The sequence below is a fragment of the Pedobacter sp. N36a genome, from assembly GCF_014472395.1.
GTDB lineage: Bacteria > Bacteroidota > Bacteroidia > Sphingobacteriales > Sphingobacteriaceae > Pedobacter.
Genome location: NZ_JACSZW010000001.1, coordinates 89,221 through 110,008 on the forward strand (window position 1 = coordinate 89,221; position 20,788 = coordinate 110,008).

At 41.8% G+C, this 20,788-nt stretch carries 21 protein-coding genes and 1 riboswitch; of the genes, 15 read left to right on the forward strand and 6 right to left on the reverse strand.

What is annotated here, in order from left to right; translation table 11 throughout:
* Positions 1–30 precede the first annotated feature (30 nt).
* Genes H9X96_RS22765 through H9X96_RS00455 form a run of 3 tightly spaced genes read left to right on the forward strand, consistent with a single transcriptional unit; the run spans position 31 to position 1,425 of the window.
* Entirely contained in the window at positions 31–318 is a 288-nt protein-coding gene (locus tag H9X96_RS22765; protein ID WP_255430938.1) for a hypothetical protein, read from the forward strand.
* Entirely contained in the window at positions 319–495 is a 177-nt protein-coding gene (locus tag H9X96_RS22770; RefSeq protein ID WP_370576705.1) for a cupin domain-containing protein, read from the forward strand.
* A gap of 30 nt (positions 496–525) precedes the next feature.
* Complete coding sequence (locus H9X96_RS00455; RefSeq protein ID WP_187664388.1) at positions 526–1,425, forward strand: dihydrodipicolinate synthase family protein; 900 nt, start codon at positions 526–528, stop codon at positions 1,423–1,425.
* Here the strand turns inward: H9X96_RS00455 and H9X96_RS00460 are convergent.
* The 4 genes from H9X96_RS00460 to H9X96_RS00475 form a co-directional block, all read right to left on the reverse strand.
* Positions 1,422–1,568 (reverse strand): hypothetical protein, encoded by a 147-nt coding sequence (locus H9X96_RS00460; protein ID WP_187664389.1) that lies wholly within the window; start codon positions 1,566–1,568, stop codon positions 1,422–1,424. The genes H9X96_RS00455 and H9X96_RS00460 overlap by 4 nt on opposite strands.
* A 65-nt stretch (positions 1,569–1,633) precedes the next feature.
* A complete protein-coding gene (locus H9X96_RS00465) occupies positions 1,634–4,006 on the reverse strand; it encodes an ABC transporter permease (protein ID WP_187664390.1) in 2,373 nt (790 codons plus the stop codon).
* 135 nt (positions 4,007–4,141) lie between these two features.
* Positions 4,142–4,312: a DUF1572 family protein gene (locus tag H9X96_RS23035; RefSeq protein ID WP_187664988.1), complete on the reverse strand. Its 171-nt coding sequence runs from the start codon at positions 4,310–4,312 to the stop codon at positions 4,142–4,144.
* A gap of 7 nt (positions 4,313–4,319) precedes the next feature.
* The gene (locus tag H9X96_RS00475) at positions 4,320–5,480 is read right to left on the reverse strand and encodes an MFS transporter (RefSeq protein ID WP_187664391.1); all 1,161 of its coding nucleotides are present in this window, start codon (positions 5,478–5,480) and stop codon (positions 4,320–4,322) included.
* Positions 5,481–5,666: 186 nt separating this feature from the next.
* Here H9X96_RS00475 and H9X96_RS00480 point away from each other — a divergent pair, with 186 nt between their 5' ends.
* Entirely contained in the window at positions 5,667–6,065 is a 399-nt protein-coding gene (locus H9X96_RS00480) for a YtxH domain-containing protein (protein WP_187664392.1), read from the forward strand.
* A gap of 360 nt (positions 6,066–6,425) precedes the next feature.
* Here H9X96_RS00480 and H9X96_RS00485 read toward each other — a convergent pair whose 3' ends face one another.
* Entirely contained in the window at positions 6,426–7,580 is a 1,155-nt protein-coding gene (locus tag H9X96_RS00485; RefSeq protein ID WP_187664393.1) for an MFS transporter, read from the reverse strand.
* 166 nt (positions 7,581–7,746) lie between these two features.
* Between H9X96_RS00485 and H9X96_RS00490 the strand changes: the two genes are divergently transcribed.
* The 3 genes from H9X96_RS00490 to H9X96_RS00500 all read left to right on the forward strand — a co-directional run bounded on the left by H9X96_RS00490 (position 7,747) and on the right by H9X96_RS00500 (position 13,484).
* Entirely contained in the window at positions 7,747–10,527 is a 2,781-nt protein-coding gene (locus H9X96_RS00490; RefSeq protein WP_187664394.1) for a TonB-dependent receptor domain-containing protein, read from the forward strand.
* A gap of 11 nt (positions 10,528–10,538) precedes the next feature.
* Positions 10,539–11,864 (forward strand): DUF4876 domain-containing protein, encoded by a 1,326-nt coding sequence (locus tag H9X96_RS00495; RefSeq protein WP_187664395.1) that lies wholly within the window; start codon positions 10,539–10,541, stop codon positions 11,862–11,864.
* A gap of 66 nt (positions 11,865–11,930) precedes the next feature.
* The gene (locus H9X96_RS00500) at positions 11,931–13,484 is read left to right on the forward strand and encodes a DUF6850 family outer membrane beta-barrel protein (protein WP_187664396.1); all 1,554 of its coding nucleotides are present in this window, start codon (positions 11,931–11,933) and stop codon (positions 13,482–13,484) included.
* Here the strand turns inward: H9X96_RS00500 and H9X96_RS00505 are convergent.
* Positions 13,453–13,677 (reverse strand): hypothetical protein, encoded by a 225-nt coding sequence (locus H9X96_RS00505; RefSeq protein WP_187664397.1) that lies wholly within the window; start codon positions 13,675–13,677, stop codon positions 13,453–13,455. The two genes, H9X96_RS00500 and H9X96_RS00505, sit on opposite strands and share 32 nt — an antisense overlap.
* Before the next feature lie 71 nt (positions 13,678–13,748).
* Here H9X96_RS00505 and H9X96_RS00510 point away from each other — a divergent pair, with 71 nt between their 5' ends.
* The 8 genes from H9X96_RS00510 to thiH all read left to right on the forward strand — a co-directional run bounded on the left by H9X96_RS00510 (position 13,749) and on the right by thiH (position 20,784).
* Entirely contained in the window at positions 13,749–14,312 is a 564-nt protein-coding gene (locus H9X96_RS00510) for a ferritin-like domain-containing protein (RefSeq protein WP_187664398.1), read from the forward strand.
* Between the two features lie 212 nt (positions 14,313–14,524).
* A riboswitch (TPP riboswitch) is annotated at positions 14,525–14,612 on the forward strand.
* A 62-nt stretch (positions 14,613–14,674) separates the two neighbouring features.
* The gene (gene thiS / locus H9X96_RS00515; protein ID WP_187664399.1) at positions 14,675–14,878 is read left to right on the forward strand and encodes a sulfur carrier protein ThiS; all 204 of its coding nucleotides are present in this window, start codon (positions 14,675–14,677) and stop codon (positions 14,876–14,878) included.
* A gap of 70 nt (positions 14,879–14,948) precedes the next feature.
* On the forward strand, positions 14,949–16,832 hold the full coding sequence (thiC, locus tag H9X96_RS00520; RefSeq protein WP_187664400.1) for a phosphomethylpyrimidine synthase ThiC: 1,884 nt from the start codon (positions 14,949–14,951) through the stop codon (positions 16,830–16,832).
* Positions 16,833–17,474: a thiamine phosphate synthase gene (locus H9X96_RS00525; RefSeq protein ID WP_187664401.1), complete on the forward strand. Its 642-nt coding sequence runs from the start codon at positions 16,833–16,835 to the stop codon at positions 17,472–17,474.
* The gene (locus tag H9X96_RS00530; protein WP_187664402.1) at positions 17,456–18,256 is read left to right on the forward strand and encodes a hydroxymethylpyrimidine/phosphomethylpyrimidine kinase; all 801 of its coding nucleotides are present in this window, start codon (positions 17,456–17,458) and stop codon (positions 18,254–18,256) included. The genes H9X96_RS00525 and H9X96_RS00530 overlap by 19 nt, the downstream gene beginning before the upstream one ends.
* Complete coding sequence (locus H9X96_RS00535) at positions 18,253–18,924, forward strand: thiamine phosphate synthase (RefSeq protein ID WP_187664403.1); 672 nt, start codon at positions 18,253–18,255, stop codon at positions 18,922–18,924. The genes H9X96_RS00530 and H9X96_RS00535 overlap by 4 nt, the downstream gene beginning before the upstream one ends.
* Positions 18,912–19,682 carry a thiazole synthase gene (locus tag H9X96_RS00540; protein WP_187664404.1) on the forward strand — a complete coding sequence of 257 codons (771 nt, stop codon included), beginning with the start codon at positions 18,912–18,914 and terminating at the stop codon, positions 19,680–19,682. The genes H9X96_RS00535 and H9X96_RS00540 overlap by 13 nt, the downstream gene beginning before the upstream one ends.
* Positions 19,672–20,784, forward strand: coding sequence for a 2-iminoacetate synthase ThiH (gene thiH, locus H9X96_RS00545; protein WP_187664405.1), 1,113 nt, complete (start codon positions 19,672–19,674; stop codon positions 20,782–20,784). The genes H9X96_RS00540 and thiH overlap by 11 nt, the downstream gene beginning before the upstream one ends.
* Positions 20,785–20,788: the final 4 nt, after the last annotated feature.

Consider the following 20,788-nt stretch of genomic DNA (forward strand, 5'->3'; position numbering starts at 1 on the left):
TTCATCTAATTCATCATTAAATCAAAAATTATGAGTACAACAGAAATCAACAAGCCCTTATCATCAAAAGATTTCCATCAAACTTTTGCCCGTCCAAATTACCAGCGTCCTAAGAAATTCATTCATAAAAATGTGGAACAGGCAGGCGTTCATGATCAGTTTTCCTTAGAAAGAAAACATCCGGTATTTTTCATAGACCTGCCCACAAAAAATGTGAGCATGACCATTGGCAGATTATTACCGGGTCAGCTGACCAATAAACACCGTCACACTTACGAAACTGTTCTTCTTGTCATTGAAGGAGAAGGTTACACATAGATCGAAGGAGAAAAAGTGGAATGGCAGGCCGGAGACGCTGTTTACATTCCAGTCTGGGCCTGGCATAGGCACCAGAATAAGAGCGACAAAAACCCGGCAAAATACATTGCCTGCGAAAATGCGCCGCAGCTGCAGCATTTAGGCGTAGCACTTCGCGAAGAAGAAGGACGAGATTAATCATAAAAAAAACAATTAAAACACAATCCCATGCAGAAATCCATATTTAAAGGCATCATTGCCTACCCCATCACTCCATTTAATCAGCGGGAACAAATTGACCTCCCTCTTTTCAAGAAACTAATAGAGCGGATGATTCTGGCTGGCGTACATGCCATTGCCCCCCTTGGCAGCACAGGGGTCATGCCTTACCTTAACGATGAAGAAAAAGAAGCGCTTACCGAGGCCACCATCCAACACGTTGCCGGAAGAGTTCCTGTGCTGACGGGTGTCTCCAATCTCACCACTGAAAGAACCATTTACCATGCGAAGTTTGCCGAAAAAGCAGGTACAGAAGCGGTTATGATTTTACCAATGAGCTATTGGAAACTAAGTGACAAAGAGATTTTTGAGCATTACGAAGCAGTAGCAAATGCGATTTCTATTCCGATAATGGCGTACAATAACCCGGCTACCGGAGGTGTAGATATGTCGCCCTCACTATTAAAAAAGCTGTTAGAGATTCCAAATGTGACCATGATAAAGGAAAGTTCCGGAGATCTTCAGCGAATGCATACCCTACGTAAAGAACTTGGAGAGGCTTTACCTTTTTTCAATGGTTCGAATCCACTGGCATTAGGCGCATTTTCCGCTGGAGCCATTGGTTGCTCCACTGCAGCAAGCAACCTGATTCCAGAATTGAACATTGCTTTATATGAAGCCATCATGCGGAATGATTTAAGGCGGTCACAGGAATTATTTTACCAGCAATTAGATCTTTTAAAATTCTTGCTGGCAAAAGGATTACCTAGAGCCGTAAAAGCCGGACTGGAATTACTCGGCGAAGCAGCAGGGGAACTCAGGGCACCTTTAAAACCCCTTTCAACAGCAGAAATTGAGGAATTGAAAGGCTTATTGGAAGGCTGCAAACTGGTGACTAAAAGCCTTTAATTAATTGCTTCCTTTTCTCTTCCACGAAAATGATCTGCCAGTTCATAACCTGTATCTTTCGTTCCTTTATCGTCCAAAAAAAACAAAACGATCAGAGAGATGATGGGAATTAGAAAGACACAGATGAGGAGTATTTCTGGCATGGTTTGAATGCTATGGGGCATCAATTACCATATAGCATTCAAATATAAGCAATTTGTCAATTTTATCAGTCTGCTTTGATACATTGAATCGGATTCACTGTGGCTGCTTTAACTGCCTGGATGGCTACGGTTATCCAGGAAATAAATAAAGCCAATACTCCTGCAGCTACGAAATACCAAAGCTGTAATTCTATTCGATAAGCAAAGGTATTTAACCAATATTTGGTCATGATATAGCTAATTGGCAGGCCAATCAGGATAGCTGCAATGACTGGTTTGGTAAAATCCTTAGATAAGATCATGATGATACTTGCTTCTGAAGCACCCAATACCTTCCTTATGCCAATCTCTTTCAATCGTCGTTCGGCAGTAAAAGTGGCCAATCCGAACAAACCAAGGCATGAAATTATCATGGCTAAGGCGGAGAAATACCTGGACAATATTGCTACCCTGGTTTCTGCCACATATTGTTCCTGAAAGTCCTGATCCAGAAACCTATAGTTTAGAGTATAACCCGGATTAAATTTTTTATAGAAGTCCTGAATTCCTGCAATTGTTTCTTTTTCTAATCCAGCCTTCATCTTGATCATGACCCGGGTCAAGTCTTTCTCTGCATATTTAAAAAACAAGGGCTTCACTTCCTGGTGCATAGATTCATAATTAAAATCCTTGATCACGCCTATGATCTGAAAGTCTTCTCCCCAGATGCCAAATGTTTTACCAATTGGATCTTTAAGCTTCATCACTTTTATGGCGGCTTCGTTCACTAGGACTTTTGAACTGTCTGCACCAAATTTATCAGAAAAACTCCTTCCCAAGGCCATTTTCATACCCAATGCTTCCACCATATCGATACCAATTCTTCCTTTCTGGAATTTAAAGACTTCTTTTGGATCCATCCCTTCCCATTTAAAACTACCTGTTGTGCCACTCTGGTCTCCCAAAAAGGTTCGATCCATTCCACCCGCTTTAATGACACCTGGCACCTTTCTAACCTCGGTTAGGAAAGAACTGATGTTATCCTGCAACCTTCCTTCTGTTTCAAAGTACATCACATTGTCTTTCTGGTACCCAGGATTGCGGGTCTGTACAAATTCAATCTGTTTATAGATGACAAAAACGGAAACAATAAGAATCACTGAAAGCGTAAATTGAAAAACAACCAGACCTTTACGCGTCCACAATTCGGCCATGGTGGCACCGAGCTTGCCTTTTAATGCGGCTGCAGGATTAAACCCAGACAAATATAAAGCGGGATAACTTCCTGAAAACAATCCAGTAAATAAGACAATCCCCAATAAAATACCGATCATTTTTAAATCGAAATGAAGACTTAAGCTTTTCCCGGTAATGCTATTGAATTGCGGTAGAAAGAGTTCTACACAAAGCAAGGCAAGAAATAATGACAATGTGGTCAACAGCACAGATTCGGATAAATATTGAAAAATCAATGACTTACGATTGGCACCCATCACCTTTTTAATCCCCACCTCCTTCATTCTTCTTGAGGCTTTGGCTGTAGATAAGTTCATAAAGTTGATACAGGCGATCACTAGAATGAAAATAGCAATCAGTGAGAATAACTTCACATAATCAATCCTTCCACCGGCAACCACACCATTTTCATACCTTCCAAACAAGTAAGCATCAGCAGCGGGCCTGATAAACAGCCTTCTATAGGGATGGCCCTTTTTGGCCATAAAATCTTCAATCTTGGCCGCAAACTGTCGAGGATCAGTTCCTTTTTTCAATAGGAGAAAAGTATTAGGTCCAAGGTTTTGCCATCTCAAATAGGTACCTCCTTTAAACAGCACATCCAAAGTCACCAGAAAATCAAAATGTTCTGAGGAATTGGCAGAAATGTCCTTAAAAACGCCAGAGATCAAGACATGGTTATCGCCTTTTATTTCAGAATTATTCCAAACCATCTCTTTTCCAATCACATCTGTAGTCTGGAATAGTTTTTTTGCCAGGCTTTCAGAAATTACAATACTATTGTTCCCTTCCAGCGCCTCTGTGGAATTGCCTGCAACTAATGGATAGGAAAAGAGTTTTAGAAAATCTTTTCCGACAAATTTACCGCCTGCTTTTATTCCTGGATTATTTCCAGTATTTACTTTACTTTCTGCTAACCAAAAATTAGGTGAAGTGGTGACTGCCCCTTCTACTTCAGGCATGTCTTTAGCCAGAGCTTCCCCTAGCAAACCGGCAGTTGCATCTCTGGTATTGATTCCGTAGGCGGTTTTTTCATTTTCCATGACCTGATACAGCTGATCAGTATGGGCATGAAACCTATCCATGCGCAATTCATCCATTACCCAGAGGTAAATCAATAAGGCACAGCAAAGGCCGGCGGTAAGCCCCAGCAGGTTAATTAAAAACGAGCTTTTATATCTTTTGAAATTCCGGTAGATCAGTAAAAGATGATGTCTAAACATAATGACAGGTATTTTTGTAGGTGATAGCCAATCTATATGCCAGTTGCTAAATAGCTTAGAAAAACCTAAAATACACAGTTTTATGGGAATAGCTGTCCGTAAGCGGACAGCTTACTGTTCAAAAACGGACAATACCTATTGACCTTTCCTCATTTTTGCATTATGCTCTGCTGATTTGCCTTTCGGAATCGATAAAGCGTGCCAATCTGCATCACGCAGCATTTTACCTATGAACACCATCTGTCCGATATGGTAAGAAGAATGTGCCAGCTGGCGATTTACGGCCGCTATTACGGAGTGTTTCAGCTAAATATTACTGTGCTAAAGACAATCTTTTAGTTCTTGAGATCAGCAGCCAGGCAAATATAGCGCCTGTCAAAGCCATCACTGTCCCTACCCAGACTGGAGAAGTATAATCATATCCTGCGGCCAGAGGTAAACCTCCTAAAAAGGCACCTAGCGCATTTCCAATATTGAAACTGGCCTGACTTACCGAAGCGGCAATCATTTCAGAACCTTTAGCCGTATTGATCATCAGCATCTGTATTGGAGCAGCTACAGCAAAAGCAATTGCACCGGTAATAAAAGTCATCACCAAAGAAAGCGTCTGATTATAAGAAACATAATGAACGATAAATAAAGAAATTGCCATTGCAATCAACAGCGAAACTGAAGCTTTCGCTGGGGAGAAGCGATCTGCCAGTTTACCACCAATAAAGTTACCCACCAGCATCCCTAAACCGGCAAGTACCAGGATATAAGTAATGGAATCTGCGGAAAAGCCAGAAACATCGGTGAGCAGTGGAGCAATATAGCTGTACCAGGAGAACAATCCGCCTGTACCGATCGCAATCATCAAAATAATCAACCAAGCTTCAGGAAGCTTGAAAAATGCCAATTCTTTTTTCAGGTCTCTATCCTTAGTTGCAGAAAGGTTAGGCATCCATAATTTCAAGCTCAACAGTGTAATTAAGCCCACAATTACGATGATGACAAAAGTGTATCTCCAGGAATAATGGTGACCAATATAAGTTCCAAGCGGCACTCCAACTACGTTGGCGATGGTTAAACCGGCAAACATTAAGGAAACGGCCTGAGCTTCTTTACCTTTTCCAGCAATACGGCTGGCCACTACAGATCCTACGCCAAAGAATGCCCCATGAGGAAGTCCGGCAAGAAAACGTGCAGCAAGCATCATGGTATAATCCGGAGAAAAAGCAGATAAGGCGTTAAAGGCAGTAAACATCACCATCAAGGCGATCAGGATCTTTTTAGGAGGATAACTTCCAGCAATAGCCACTAAAAGCGGTGCACCTACCACTACCCCTAAGGCGTAAGCAGAGATCAAATGTCCAGCCTGCGGGATGGTAATGGCTAAATCTTTGGCAATATCAGGCAAGAGGCCCATCATCACAAATTCTGTAATGCCAATTCCAAGTCCGCCAAGGGTTAAAGTAAGTAAGCTTTTCTTCATAATCAACTGTAAGTTAGTGTAATAAATACACGACGCAAAATTAACTAAATCATTTGCTTTATTTCGTCTTCATTCTGTCAAATAGAAACCGGTTAATTTGTTTTTTTTCAAACACTTTGGAAAACCACTTGTTGGTATACCACACAGGTTATCATCCATTTAGAGATAACCACAAAACCTAATCCCATGAAATACAATAATTATCGTAAAGCACTTTCTTCATTAACCGCTCATAAAACTGATTCAACTTTGCCGGTAGTTGGACTATTAGCAGGATTAGCAATCGGAGCAGTAATAGGTGTATTGTTTGCACCAAATAGAGGTGCAGACACCAGAACGAAAATAGCTGATAAAGCAAAGGATCTTTCTGATGCTGCAAAAGACAAGTTACACCTGGTTAAGAGTAAAGTGTTATCAGAAGCAGACCAATTGGCTGAATTGAAGGATCAAGCAGTGGACAAAGCGAAAACAAAATCAAAAGAAGCCTTGAATGCAGTTGGTGACGTTATAGACCAAGTAAAATCAAAAGCACAGGATCTGGAATCCGATGCAAAACACACAGCGGAAAAAGTGCTGAATAGTTAATTCACCCCCCTTTTCTTTCATTTTCTTCAAAAGCCCGTTTCTTACGCTGTAAGGTAAGGGGCTTTTGCTATTTGGGCCTGCCCTGAATTGAAGCAGATTCCGGAATGTTACCAAGCTCTCTTCCAGCTTTCACCATATTTACTAGATCCTTACACCGGCCTTGATCGATTTGATGTCACCAAACCTATCGTTGCTATCGAAAGCATTATAATACTTAATCCAAACCTTAGCAATTGATTTAAGTATTCCTTTTGGATCATGTATATCGAAGTCATTATAATGTGCAATCTTCCTATCGCCAAGAGACTATAGCTTGCCTTTAACCACTTGGATATCAAAATCAATCATTAATTTTCAGCACTAGGCGCCTGCTTTATCAATGATTTTCTGGTGGTTAAAAAACATCCTAGTAATCGGAATCAGCATCAATCCACATAAGGCAAAAATGATAAAGGAAACCCTGAGGTTAAAAGCATGGGCCAGATAACCGATCAATGGAGGGCCCAACAGCATTCCTGTGATGGAGTAAGTGGCAATAATAGAGATGGCCATGCCTGGAGAATATTTTTTTGAGGCACCAGCCAATGCATAAGACATTGGAATAATGGATGCCGTACCAAATCCTACTAAAGAGAATCCAATCATTGCAGTCCAGAAAACCGGAAAGATAATGGCCAGACTAATCCCTGAAACGATAAATGCGGCACTCATGATGTATGTTTTTGGCATTCCAATTTTACCAATGATGATGTCTGATAAAAACCTGGATGCTGCCATGAAGGTCATAAAGATCAGATAGCCATAAGTAAAAATTTCCACTTTAATCACTTCCTGAAAGTAGATTCCAGACCAATCAAACATCCCGCCTTCGCAAATTGCACACAAGAACACCACAACTCCCAGATAAAAAATATACGGGTCGGGTTTACTCAGTATGAGTTTATTACCGGTTTTAGCACGGTCGCCGCTAAGCAGGAATTGATAAGCATACAAGGTAATTCCCAGCATAATAACCGCTACAATACTGAAATGGAGCTGAATAGATACGTTCAAAGCTAGTAAAGCGGTAGAAAGTGCGATTCCAGCAATTCCACCGATGCTCCAGTAGCCATGAAAAGATCCTATAATTTTCTGCTCAAATTGCTTCTGCAAGGTTAAGGCTTGTGTATTTACGGAAATATTGAAAATCCTGGTGGTGAAAGCGAATAGAATTACCGCGCCTACCAGGCTATAAATGGTGTGTGCAAAGCCAATTAAAGCCAGGGAAAAAGCATTTAACGCGTATCCTCCTGCCAATGGCACCTTACTATTGAATCGGGAAATTAACCAGCCAGAGATGGGCAATCCCAATAATGAACCAATCGGTAAAGCCAATAAAATACTGCCCAGCTCCGCTTCATTCAGATCAAATGCCATCTTAATCGTTGGAATTCTTGATGCCCAGGTCGCGAAACTAAAACCGGAGATGAAAAAGAAAAGACTTAAAAAGAAACGATGTTTTTGCTTAGAAATCATTGGCCGAAGAATTATTGAACAAAAGTAAGCAATCATTTTTTACGATTCCTCCTATTTCAAAGGCAGAATTCGAATTACGAAAGCCATTCCGTAGAATTATTCTAAATAACTTGTTTTATTAGTGTAAAAAGTACAATTTTGCAGCTGAGATTAGAATCAGTCTAAATTGAAATTACTATACACCACACTGCTATTAATAGCTTCAACGGCTATTTATGGGCAAAAGAAAGCGGTCATCACTGGAAAAGTGAATAACGAATCCCACCAGGCTATTGATTTGGTGAACATTAAATTGGTGGAAACGAATCAGTATACCATCACCAAAAAAGACGGAACTTTTACGATTCAGGCCTCAGAAGTGAGCGATCAGGAGATCAACCTGGAGTTCAGCTACATTGGTTACAAGAAAATCACCAAACAGGTCTTTATCAATAAAGAGCAAATTAATTTAGGGGTTATTACCCTTAAAACACTTGACCTGAGTTTAAAGGAAATCTCAATTAGCGCAAAAAGTAATGGGGAAGGATCTTCCAATTCCTCTATCATCATAGACAGGGACATGATTGAACAGATTCCGGCGTTGAGCTTAAACGATCTGCTGAATTTGATTCCAAACCGGAAAACCAGTCCGCCATCCTTACAAAACGTACAAAATTTAACTTTAAGGGCTGCTTATCCGGATCGGAACAATGGCAGAGATGCCTTCACCCTGAATAATTCATTTGGTGTTGCCATCATTGTAGATGGTCAGGCGATCAGTAATAACGCCAATATGCAGAGCTACAATCCAGGCTTAACCGGATTATCGGGTTCTACCATGAAAAGTCCCAATAGTTGGGGGCTAAATGGTGCAAGAACTCTGGCGTACTCTGGCGACTATGCCTTTGGAGGTACCGACCTCCGACAAATCCCTGCAGATAATATTGAAAGCATAGAAGTGATTGCCGGTGTGCCATCCGCAAAATATGGCGACCTCAGTGATGGAGCCATTATTGTAGAACGTCAGGCAGGTGCTGGGCCTGCTCAGATTCGTATGCAGCTCCGCGACAATGCCACCTCCTATAGTTTTTCGAAAGGTTTGAAATTAGACCGTGACCTCGGTGCTTTAAACATGGGATTGAATTATGTCAATTCATTCTCTGACAAAAGGGAAAAACTGAAAGCTTACCAGCGGATCAATGCCAATACCATGTGGACAAATTCTTTTGGTCGGGAAAAGCAACTGAAAAACACCTTTAGCCTGGATTATGGAAGAAATCTGGATGGAATCAAACAAGATCCTGACGATCCGAAATCCACTAAAACCAGGTTCGACAGCTGGAATTTTGGCATCGGAAACCGGATGAATTACCGCTTGAATGGTAATTTTCTGAAAAATATCGGATTAAATTTAAAATACACTGAAGGGCATCAACAAACTTATTTAGAAGAATTAAGGAATGTGGCCTATATTTTATATTCTGAGGCTACAACTACGGGTATTACAGCGGGTCAGTTTGCTTCTGGAATTTATAATGCCGTTTCACTGGTAGACGGCCGACCTGTGAACCTTTCGGCAAAGCTAGATTTCAATGCGGAATTCAATATCGGCAAAACCGTACATTACCTGTCTTTTGGAACAAGTTTCAATCATAGCGCCAATAAAGGAGAAGGACGTATGTCTGACCCATCAAGACCAAGGAGCGATGCGGCTACAAAACCCACAGGAGCATCATTATTCAAATCTACCGGATCTGAAAGGTATTATGATTTCGGCTTGGCTATAGCCCAAAAAGACATTGGCCTATACGCAGAAGACATATTTAAATTGAAGGTTGCCGGCAGAGACCTGAATTTCCGTACCGGTGTGCGCCTGGATGTACAAAATGGTTTTGCCTCTGTTGCGCCAAGAACCAATATCAATTACCAGATGAGCGACAATTTAAAACTAGGATTGGCTTATGGTATTGGATTTAAAGCCCCAGGGCTAGCACAGCGCTTTCCCGGTCCCACCTTCATGGAAGTTCCATTGTTAGTGGAATATAATGGGATGGCGAATGAAAGTATTTATCTCTTATACCTGGATCGATACGACCCGACCAATAAGAACCTGAAACCAGCTCAAAATCAAACGCTGGAGTTTACTTCAAATTTGAAAGTAAACCAATTTAACCTTTCAATGTCAGCATTTTACAAAATGGCCAGAAATGGTATTAATACAGTGGAACAGCTACGGGTAGTGCCATTACCTCGATATTCAGCAGAATTCTTAACTGGTCAGCAACCCATCATCACGCAAACAGGGACAGAAAATCAACTACTGACGTACTATTCTTTTGAAAACAGCTTAAAATCTAACAGCAGCGGACTGGAATTCATGATGAGCACACCTCCGATCAAAGCGATTGCCACTTCCTTTAACCTGAGTACCGGCATATTTAGGACGGCAACGACAAATCAGTCGAATCAAAGAGACAATCCGGTTGAAAATAGCAATACCAACCCTAACTATGGCCGCATTGGTATCTATAGACGCATTACGCCGATCTCCTACCAAAGTAACGCCCGGATTTCTGCCACCACTCACATCCCAAACATCAGTTTGATTGCAGAGTTTACGGCAGAATTTGCTTTGCTTCAAAAAACAGAAGTTCCAGACAATGCGGGTATCCCAATTGCCTACCTCAATAATGGTCTTGAATATATCAGTATTACAGATTTCAATTCAAAAGACCCTTTATATGGTCACTTGGAAGTCTCAAAAACCTCATATAAAGAAAGTAACCTTCCTAGAATCATTCCCAATTATCATATGAGTATTGGAAAAGAGATTAAAAAAAGGTTCAAATTCGCTTTCAATGTCTACAATGTTTTCAATTATCAGCCAACTTATACCACGGCTGGCGGAACCATAGTTAACCCTAACCCCCTCCCTACTTTCGGCGCAGAATTATCATTAAAACTCTAATATAAATACTCATGAAAAAACTTGTACTTAGCCTTTTCCTCGCGGCCAGTTTATTGGCTTGTAAAAAAGACAAAACTCCTGGAACACAACCCGTGGATATGGACATCAACCTTAGTTTTGACGACCAGTCCCTGGGATATACTTTACCACTTGAAAAAATCATTGTTAAAATCACGAATACCGAGAGCAAAGCGAGCATGGAGCTGACTTCAGATGCTTCAGGAAAGGTTGCTTTTAAGTCAGTTTCACCAGGAAGCTACGACATTGATGCGAACTTAACGATCAGGGCAGCAGATTATACAAGAATTACCGGAATCCCAACAGATGGTTCAGTGACCTTTAATGCATCCGCAAAAAACAAAAAAGTTGATGCCACCTTTACTGGAGTATTAGACCTAAAATTAATTGCGGGCACACCTGGCGACTGGCTGATCAAACAAATCTATTATGCTGGCTCTAATACCACTAACGGAGCGATCTTCAGAGATCAATTCCTGGAATTCTATAACAACACCGATCAGGTTTTATACGCGGATAGCCTTTATTTTGCGCAGCTCAATGGAAGGGTTTCCAGTGAATCTCCAAATATGAATTATACGGCTACAGGTCAAATGGATTGGAGCAAATCAATTGGTATGGTAGATGGCGCCAATGCGAACAAGGATTATGTGTATGCGAAAACCTTATATATGATCCCTGGTACCGGAAAACAGTACCCTGTACAACCAGGAAAAAGCATTATTGTGGCACAAACTGCCTTAAATCACAAAGCACCTTTTACTGGAAATGATGGCAAAGTAGTTACGGTTAGAGATCCAGAACTAACAATTGACCTGAGTGGTGCTGATTTTGAAGCATATTATGGGGATATTCTTGGCGGAAAACCATTTTCATCAGATGTAAACAACCCTCAAGTTCCTAATATTGAAATCCTTTCATATTCAGGAAATGACATGATACTGGATGCCAATGGGAAAGACAGCTATGTTATTTTCAAAGTGGATGGCACGCAAAAAGTGAGAGAATGGCCGCAATATTTCGAGCCTTTAAAAACAGCTCCATTGCCTACAGTGAAAAAGTACTTCCAAATTCCGGTAAAATACCTGATTGATGGCCTGGAAATTCAGCCAAATATTGCTTCCAGCCGTTTTCCGAAAAAATTAGGTGCTAATGTTGATGCTGGATTCACCTTCGTTCCTAAAGGAAATTACAGTTCACAATCTGTCATTAGAAAAACTGAGAAAACAGTAAATGGCAGGGTTATCCTAAAAGATACGAACAACTCTACTGAAGATTTTCTCTATCTAGAGAAAGCAAATCCAAGAGGTTTTCAATAAAATCTGCTGATTATTTAAATAACGGTCATTTTAGTGTTCATGACCGTTAATTATTCCAATTCCCCGATGAAAAAAATATATACGATTGCTTTACTGCTGCTGCTTTGTACGGTTGCTGCCTACGCTCAAAAGTCCGATTCGACTGCAAGTAGGAGAGCCAGGTCATTTGCCATAGATTCTGCGGCTTATAATTTTTATAATTTCGCAAAAAACAAAAGTTTTTTCACGGCTAGTATGCCTGATGGCTTCAATACCCTGACTTTAGGTCACCAATTGACAAAAGGCAGATTTATGCCTTACCAGGAAAGCAGTAAAACAAATGATACATATTTTGCAACAGAGGGAAAAACGACCCTTTCTGATGTAGCCTTATGGGGCTCTTTAGTGTACCATAAAATTAGGGAAGATAGTGCCCGATGGGCGCATCAAACCAGAAATAACACCACTGCACCGCTATACTATGCCTCGGAAAGGAACGTAAACTACGAACGTTCTGTATACCAGTTTAATGCAATGGCACAGCGCAACATGATCGGTAATAATTTTCCACTTGCCCTTGGAATTGATTATCGAATTGGTGATCATTATTCGACCAATGACCCCAGAGCGAAGCTAAATGACTATCAATTTAATATGCAGGCAAGTCTGGGATACCAACTCTCTAAAGGACTATCGTTAGGGCTAGGTCTTAGCTACGGTTATGGAGAAGAACGAACAGACATCGCTTATAAAAACAAGCAAAACGAGAATAATACCGATCAGCCGCAGTACATCACCCATTTAGTCAACGGTTATGGAGATCCTGATATGAAAGCAATTAATAGACTTTTCCACAATAAGCAATCGCGCAAAGGGATTGATACGTACCTCAATTATGAAAACCCCAGTTTTGGAACATTCTTCTGGTTGGGATCTTACCTTAAAGAAACCCAGAATTTCCTCAACAAATTTCCAGACATTACCTATGGTGATTTTTTTAACGATTATTATCTGAGCAGCTATAAATTTGATCTGGCCTGGAAGAAAAAATTGGCGCAGTATCAGCTTTTACTAATCGCAAACTACAGTAATTTAGATGGGGAAGATTTCAGTTATAAAGTGAGTGCCAATAATTACTTATACAATCGGGAACAATGGGGCATAAAAGCAATATTGAGTAAACCTGGTAAAATAAATTTCAACTATGTACTAGAGTTGAGAAAAGATGGAGAAGAACGTCAGGATGGCTCAAAAGCGAACATCCTTTCTTACAATGCAATTAAACCCGGTCTGGGATTCGGCTTCAACAGACAGTTTTCAAGGAACCAGAGTTTCGGAATGAATGTGAAAGGTGTGTATTCGAAAAATATAAATGATCAGTTTGTAGTTCCGGTGATTAATCAGGGAGCTTTCACTAAAACAGTCATCTATCACGATTACCTGGTCAATACCGCTGATTATTTTAGTGGAACCGTACAGGCAGATTACACCTTCCCTACTTTCAGACAGATTCAAACAGGAATAAAACTAGGATTTAGCTACAATGAAGCGATTCAATTCAAAAGTTTAGACAGAGCTGTGGCAACCCTTCCAGGGAATCAACGATTTTCTACGAACCTTTCTTTAAACTTCTATTTTTAGATGCTAAGGCATTTAATTTTAATCTCAACAGCTTAAGTTTTTGATCGTAAAATTTATCATTCATCAACTCGAGCTTTTTTTGTTTTTTACCAGGTACTGACTTAAAGCTCTGCTCCACTCCTTTTTTTTGTATTTCAGAGCACATCTTCATAACCAACTGCCCTTTAGATAAATAAATAATTATTTTCATCATCCCGTTAAACATTTTTTGTGTTGGACTGGTTTATAGGGGGCATAAGTCGAACCTAAAGAAAAACATAAATTATGGCAACTACAACGAAAACTAGCAGTACTAAAACTGTAGCAAATTCAAAAGGAAAAAATGGAAAAATGGAGAACTCTGAATTTCACAAGTTCTTTATTGATGAGTTGAAAGACATTTATTGGGCAGAGAAACATTTATCCAAAGCTTTGCCAAAAATGCAGAAAGCCGCGACCAGCACGGAGCTCGCAGCCGCATTTAAAAAGCATACGGAAGAAACCATGACGCATATTGCAACACTCGAACAAGTTTTCGAAGCACTAGGAGAAAAAGCTCAGGCTAAAAAATGTGATGCCATGGAAGGATTGGTAGAAGAAGCAAATTCTATCATTGAAGATACCGAAAAAGGAACCCTGGTACGTGATGCCGCTTTAATTCTCGCTGCACAAAAAGTGGAACATTATGAAATTGCAACTTATGGCACCTTGAGAACATTTGCAGTAAATATGGGCCATACAGAAGTGGCCGAACTGCTGCAGCAAACCTTAGACAATGAAAAAGATACGGATGTGGCGCTCACCGAGATTGCTGAAGAGTTCATCAACGAGCAGGCAGCTGCTGAGTAAATCGATTTTTTTTTAATACACCGCATCCCCCAATTACAATTTTAATCCGGCCCTTCAGGTTTATACCTGAGGGGTTCGTTATTTTTGTTAGAAACTACGCTCAGCTACCGTCCTCCCTTATGATGACCAATTGATATGAAGGCCACTCAGTTCATTTTTCTGGATTTTTTCAACACCAATTTTGTTTTTCAGAAAAATAGCCTAGTTTTACAAAAAAACTTTAGGGGTGCCTTGCGCTGAGAAATACCCTTTGAACCTGATGCAGTTAGTACTGCCGAAGGGAAAAGTAGAAGCAAATCCGTTTGCCGTCTTTTCATGCCTGTAAAAAGGTCATGCCTATAGTTTTTCCTATCTATCAAAAAATGGAAATAACTGTAAATCAACAAAACTATCCGATCAGCGAAACTTGTTCCGTAGAACAGCTGCTGTTAAACGTGCTTCAAATTCCCATTCAGGGGATTGCTGTGGCCATCAATCAAACCATCATTTCTAAAAAGGAATGGCCAGAACGGCTCCTCCAGGATGGCGATCGACTCACCCTCATTAAAGCCACCCAAGGAGGTTAGCCCTCTACTCCACACCAGAACACCTTAACATTCTAAGCATAGTCATTTCTTCAACAAGAAACCGAAAAACATGAAACACGAAAAGACTCCAGACGAGCAAGTCATCAGCCGCACTCCTTTTCCGGCCTCAAAAAAAATATTTGTTCCCGGACAGCTCCACGACATCCAGGTAGCGATGCGTGAAATCACTTTAAGCGAGACCAAAATCCACAATGGCTTTGGTGCCACAGAGGGCAACCCTCCAGTAACGATTTACGATACGAGTGGTCCTTATACTGACCCAAATGCAGAAATTGATGTCAAAAAAGGCTTACCAAGACTTCGAGAAACCTGGATCACCGGAAGAGCAGATGTAGACCAGCTGGATCAGATTTCTTCTGACTACGGTCAGGAGCGACTGGCAGATGGAAAACTAGACAACCTGCGCTTTTCCCACCTGAATAAACCATACCGCGCGAAAAAAGGAATGAATGTTTCTCAAATGCATTATGCGAAAAAAGGCATCATTACTGCCGAAATGGAATATATCGCCATTCGTGAAAATCAAAGGATTGACCTTTTGACTGAACAGCTTGGCGCGCAGTATGGCGTGATGGCACACCAGCATCAAGGCCATAGTTTTGGCGCAAATACACCAAAAGGCTATATTACCCCTGAATTTGTCAGGTCTGAAGTGGCTTCTGGCAGAGCCGTGATCCCTTGTAACATCAACCATCCAGAATTAGAGCCTATGATCATCGGCCGGAATTTCCTCGTTAAGATCAACGCTAACATTGGAAATTCTGCAGTGACCTCTTCTATCGAGGAGGAAGTTGAAAAGGCAGTATGGGCTTGCAGATGGGGCGCAGACACGATTATGGACCTGAGCACCGGAAAAAACATTCATGAGACCCGCGAATGGATCATTCGTAACTCGCCTGTCCCTATTGGAACGGTTCCGATTTATCAGGCCTTAGAAAAAGTAAATGGCAAAGCCGAAGACCTGACCTGGGAAATTTTCAGAGACACCCTGATTGAGCAGGCAGAGCAAGGCGTAGATTATTTCACAATCCATGCCGGTGTATTGCTTCGCTATATTCCTTTAACCGCAAAAAGAGTCACCGGAATCGTATCCCGTGGTGGTTCCATCATGGCAAAATGGTGCCTGGCTCACCATAGAGAAAGTTTCTTGTATACTCATTTTGAGGAAATCTGTGAAATCATGAAAGCCTATGATGTGGCCTTCTCTTTAGGAGATGGTTTACGTCCGGGCTGTATTGCCGACGCAAATGATGAAGCGCAGTTTTCAGAATTGGAAACTTTAGGAGAACTGACAAAAATCGCCTGGAAGCACGACATCCAAACCATTATCGAAGGTCCAGGCCATGTACCCATGCACCTGATCAAAGAAAACATGGAGAAACAACTGGAACATTGTTCGGAAGCACCCTTTTATACTTTAGGACCATTGACTACAGACATCGCCCCTGGCTACGACCACATTACCTCTGCAATTGGTGCAGCAATGATTGGCTGGTTCGGTACTGCGATGCTTTGCTATGTTACGCCAAAAGAACACTTGGGCTTACCGAACAAAAAAGATGTAAAGGATGGCGTGATCACTTACAAGATCGCAGCCCATGCCGCAGATTTAGCCAAAGGACACCCTGGTGCACAATACCGTGATAATGCGCTGAGCAAGGCAAGATTTGAATTCAGATGGGAAGACCAGTTTAACCTTTCCCTGGATCCGGATACGGCAAAAGAGTTTCATGACGAGACCCTTCCTGCGGATGGTGCTAAAATCGCACACTTCTGCTCAATGTGCGGCCCGAACTTCTGCTCGATGAAAATTACACAGGATGTAAGGGACTATGCCGCTAAGCAAGGTCTTGAAGAATCCGAAGCCATAAATCAGGGAATGGCCGAAAAATCTAAAGAGTTTGCCGCAAAAGGAAGTGAAATCTATTTATAAGTGGAACTGATTGTCATTTCAAAACCCAGCTTTTTTAAGGGAGAAGCGCAGCTGATCAACGAACTGTTTGACTTGGGCATGCAGCGCTTCCACCTGAGGAAAGAATCAGCGGACAGGCGAGCTTATGAGGTACTGCTTCGGGAAATCAATCCTCATTATCTGGAATGTATTGCCTTGCACCAATTTCATGAGCTTGCCGTTGATTTTGGCATTCACAGATTTCATTTTAAAGAAAGAGAACGTATAGAAGCAAGGCACCTTGATCTTACAGCGAAACCTAGCACCACTTTAAGTACTTCCATACATTCAATGATAGATTTACCTGATTTACTTCATTTTAAATATACATTTTTTGGCCCTGTTTTTCAAAGCATCTCCAAGAAAGCCTACCCAGGAATGATTCCAGCAAACTTTAAACTGCCCCTGACAGCTGATCTGAACCAGGCGCATACTGAGGGTACAAAACTGTCCCAAGTCCATACAAGGGTGATTGCTTTGGGTGGGGTTACGGATTTAAAAATCGGTCAATTGCATCAAATGAATTTTGATGGGGCAGCAGTTTTAGGGGCGCTTTGGAATTCACCGAAACAAGCCATACCAAATTTTAAGAAAATAAATCAAGCATGTCAAACCACCGCATAGTGCCATCGACAGATAGACCTTACGTGATCAGCATTGCTGGCTTAGACCCCAGTGCCGGAGCCGGACTGCTCTCCGATATGAAAACTTTCGAAGCGCATCGGGTGTATGGATTTGGTGTATGCACTGCCATGACCATTCAAACCGATACTGCGTTTTTGAAAAACGATTGGCTGGAAAGGGAACAAATCCTCGCACAGCTTCAGCCATTTCTTGACAAGTTCCCGATACGAGTGGTAAAAATCGGATTAATCAAAGACCTGGAAACTTTATTAGCAGTCTGCGATTGTTTAATCTCATTTGATTCGGAGATTAAAATTGTGCTAGACCCTATTTTAACAGCCAGTGCTGGACATAACTTCAACGATTGGACTTCGGATTCAGCTGTTTTTAAAGACGTCTTAAAACGGCTGTATTTGATTACACCCAATTATCTGGAATTACAGACCTTGATTGGCGCTGATCAAGAGGGTCAAAAAGATATCAAAGCAGTAGCACGGATTTGCCTGAAATGGTCGATGGATTGCGCAGTTTTGCTGAAAGGGGGGCACCATCCATTAACACCGGGCACCGACTATTTTTTCGACAAAAATGAGCGGCTGGAATTCAGTCCGGGAAGCCCGGCTGTCTATCCAAAACATGGCTCCGGATGTGTCCTATCTTCTGCCATTACTGCCCAGCTTGCTTTGGGCAATTCCCTTCAAAAATCTTGTCTCTTTGGCAAGCAGTATATCGAGAAATTTTTAAACAGTAACACCAGCCTTTTAGGCGACCACAACTCATGATCGACAGACTACATTACATCTCCCAAACCAACGCTGAGGTCAGCCATCTGGAAGCCATCGAACAGGTATTACATGCCGGTGGGAAATGGATTCAGCTTCGCGTAAAAGATCAGGCAGAAAACGAGGTTTTAAACCTGGCTAAAGCTGCAAATGACCTCTGCAAAAAATTTGCAAGCAAATTAATTATTAATGACTTCCCTTTGGTATCCAAGGCTACAGACGCCCATGGAGCACATGTAGGACTAAATGATATAAACATCATAAAAACCAGATTATTAATAGGTAAGGATAAATTTATTGGTGCTACCGCAAACACTTTTGCAGACTTGCAAAATGCCGCAGCAGCAGGTGCAAATTACATTGGACTAGGCCCCTTCCGCTTTACGAACACAAAGAAGAACCTCAGCCCTATATTAGGCCTGGAAGGCTATAAAAAAATCATAGATCAGGTGAGAAATGCCAACATCAACGTTCCCATAATTGCCATTGGAGGCATTACTCCGGAAGACCTTCCGGCACTCCTAAAAACTGGCATTTACGGGCTGGCACTTTCCGGTGTTTTAACCAACAAGCCAGACACTGATCTACTCATCAAACAGCTTTACCAGGAGCTCGAAAACCAACCTTCCCTTTACCCTTTAACCCCTAGCGAATCATGTTCAAAATAGCAGACAAAATCTTCCATTCCCGACTGTTTACAGGAACCGGAAAATTCAGTTCCAGCGCCATCATGGAAGCCGCTTTACTGGCCTCTGGATCAGAGCTGGTCACCGTAGCTTTAAAGCGGATAAATCTCAACCATCCTGCGGAGAACCTGTTGAAACACCTGAATCACCCGCAGCTCCACCTCCTACCCAATACTTCAGGTGTTAGAAATGCTAAAGAGGCTGTTTTTGCTGCCCAGATGGCCCGGGAAGCCCTGGAAACCAATTGGATTAAACTGGAAATACACCCTGATCCCAAATACCTGATGCCAGACCCCATTGAGACCTTAAAGGCCACAGAAGAGCTGGCTAAACTGGGTTTTATAGTGTTGCCCTACATCCATGCAGACCCCGTCCTCTGTAAGCGATTGGAAGAGGTAGGAACAGCTGCTGTCATGCCCTTAGGTGCTCCTATAGGCAGCAATAAGGGACTGAAAACCATAGATTTCCTGGAAATCATCATCAGTCAAAGTCAGGTACCTGTGGTGATAGATGCCGGAATCGGCTCCCCTTCTGACGCTGCAAAAGCCATGGAAATCGGAGCAGATGCGGTACTGGTCAATACTGCAATCGCAGTTGCCGGAGATCCGGTGCTAATGGCCGAGGCCTTTAAAATCGCTGTAGAAGCTGGCAGAATGGCCTACCTCGCCAAATTAGGTCAGATTAATTCACAGGCTGTTGCGAGCAGTCCCTTAACCGCTTTCCTTGAAGATGAGATTTAACGAGATTTTTCAAAGCCTGAACTGGGAGGAGACCAGTAAAAGCATTTATACGAAGACCTCTTTAGAGGTAGAACGAGCTTTAAATGCTTCAGAAAGGACATTAGAGGACTTTAAAGCACTGATCTCACCTGCGGCGGCTCCTTACCTGGAAAGAATGGCCAAATTGAGCCAGGAGCTTACTTTGAAGCGATTTGGCAACACCATACAGATGTACGTGCCGCTGTACCTGAGCAATGAATGCAATAACATCTGCACCTATTGCGGTTTCAGCTATGACAACAAGGTGAAACGGAAAACACTGAGCGCCATGGAAATCATGGAAGAAGTAGCCGTTATCAAAGAAATGGGCTACCAGCATGTGCTATTGGTGACCGGAGAAGCCAATCAAACCGTCCATACGGATTATTTTAAAAAGGTACTGGACCTGATTCGGCCTCATTTTGCACACATCTCCATGGAAGTCCAGCCTTTAGACCTTGCCGACTACCAGGAATTGACTCCTTATGGGCTCAATACAGTCCTGATTTATCAGGAAACCTACCATGAGGAAGATTACAAAAAGCACCATCCAAAGGGTAAGAAGTCCAATTTCCAATACCGTCTGGACACCCCAGACCGCTTAGGAGAAGCAGTAATTCATAAAATGGGATTGGGTGTATTGATCGGATTGGAGGATTGGAGAACAGACTCTTTCTTCACTGCAGTCCACCTGGATTATCTGGAGAAAAAATACTGGAAAAGTAAATACAGCATCTCCTTTCCAAGATTAAGGCCTTTTAGCGGCGGACTGGAGCCTAAAGTAGCCATGAATGATCGCGAACTGGTACAACTCATCTGCGCCTACCGCCTGTTCAATGAAGAAGTAGAATTGTCGATCTCGACAAGGGAATCGGTCAGTTTCCGCAACCACATCATCAAACTGGGCATTACCTCGATCAGTGCCGGTTCAAAAACCAATCCAGGTGGCTATGCTGTGGAGCCGCAATCCTTAGAACAATTCGAAATATCTGATGAAAGAACTGCTCCTGAAATTGCCGAAATGATTCATAAACAAGGTTATGAAGCCGTATGGAAGGACTGGGACTTGAGCTTAATGAAATAAACCT

Bases quoted from the DNA above. Each gene is read 5' to 3' on its own strand.
- H9X96_RS22765 (WP_255430938.1), top strand. From the start codon at position 31: ATGAGTACAACAGAAATCAACAAGCCCTTATCATCAAAAGATTTCCAT.
- H9X96_RS00455 (WP_187664388.1), top strand. From the start codon at position 526: ATGCAGAAATCCATATTTAAAGGCATCATTGCCTACCCCATCACTCCA.
- H9X96_RS00460 (WP_187664389.1), bottom strand. From the start codon at position 1,568: ATGCCAGAAATACTCCTCATCTGTGTCTTTCTAATTCCCATCATCTCT.
- H9X96_RS00465 (WP_187664390.1), bottom strand. From the start codon at position 4,006: ATGTTTAGACATCATCTTTTACTGATCTACCGGAATTTCAAAAGATAT.
- H9X96_RS00475 (WP_187664391.1), bottom strand. From the start codon at position 5,480: ATGAAGAAAAGCTTACTTACTTTAACCCTTGGCGGACTTGGAATTGGC.
- H9X96_RS00480 (WP_187664392.1), top strand. From the start codon at position 5,667: ATGAAATACAATAATTATCGTAAAGCACTTTCTTCATTAACCGCTCAT.
- H9X96_RS00485 (WP_187664393.1), bottom strand. From the start codon at position 7,580: ATGATTTCTAAGCAAAAACATCGTTTCTTTTTAAGTCTTTTCTTTTTC.
- H9X96_RS00495 (WP_187664395.1), top strand. From the start codon at position 10,539: ATGAAAAAACTTGTACTTAGCCTTTTCCTCGCGGCCAGTTTATTGGCT.
- H9X96_RS00500 (WP_187664396.1), top strand. From the start codon at position 11,931: ATGAAAAAAATATATACGATTGCTTTACTGCTGCTGCTTTGTACGGTT.
- H9X96_RS00505 (WP_187664397.1), bottom strand. From the start codon at position 13,677: ATGATGAAAATAATTATTTATTTATCTAAAGGGCAGTTGGTTATGAAG.
- H9X96_RS00510 (WP_187664398.1), top strand. From the start codon at position 13,749: ATGGCAACTACAACGAAAACTAGCAGTACTAAAACTGTAGCAAATTCA.
- thiS (WP_187664399.1), top strand. From the start codon at position 14,675: ATGGAAATAACTGTAAATCAACAAAACTATCCGATCAGCGAAACTTGT.
- thiC (WP_187664400.1), top strand. From the start codon at position 14,949: ATGAAACACGAAAAGACTCCAGACGAGCAAGTCATCAGCCGCACTCCT.
- H9X96_RS00530 (WP_187664402.1), top strand. From the start codon at position 17,456: ATGTCAAACCACCGCATAGTGCCATCGACAGATAGACCTTACGTGATC.
- H9X96_RS00535 (WP_187664403.1), top strand. From the start codon at position 18,253: ATGATCGACAGACTACATTACATCTCCCAAACCAACGCTGAGGTCAGC.
- H9X96_RS00540 (WP_187664404.1), top strand. From the start codon at position 18,912: ATGTTCAAAATAGCAGACAAAATCTTCCATTCCCGACTGTTTACAGGA.
- thiH (WP_187664405.1), top strand. From the start codon at position 19,672: ATGAGATTTAACGAGATTTTTCAAAGCCTGAACTGGGAGGAGACCAGT.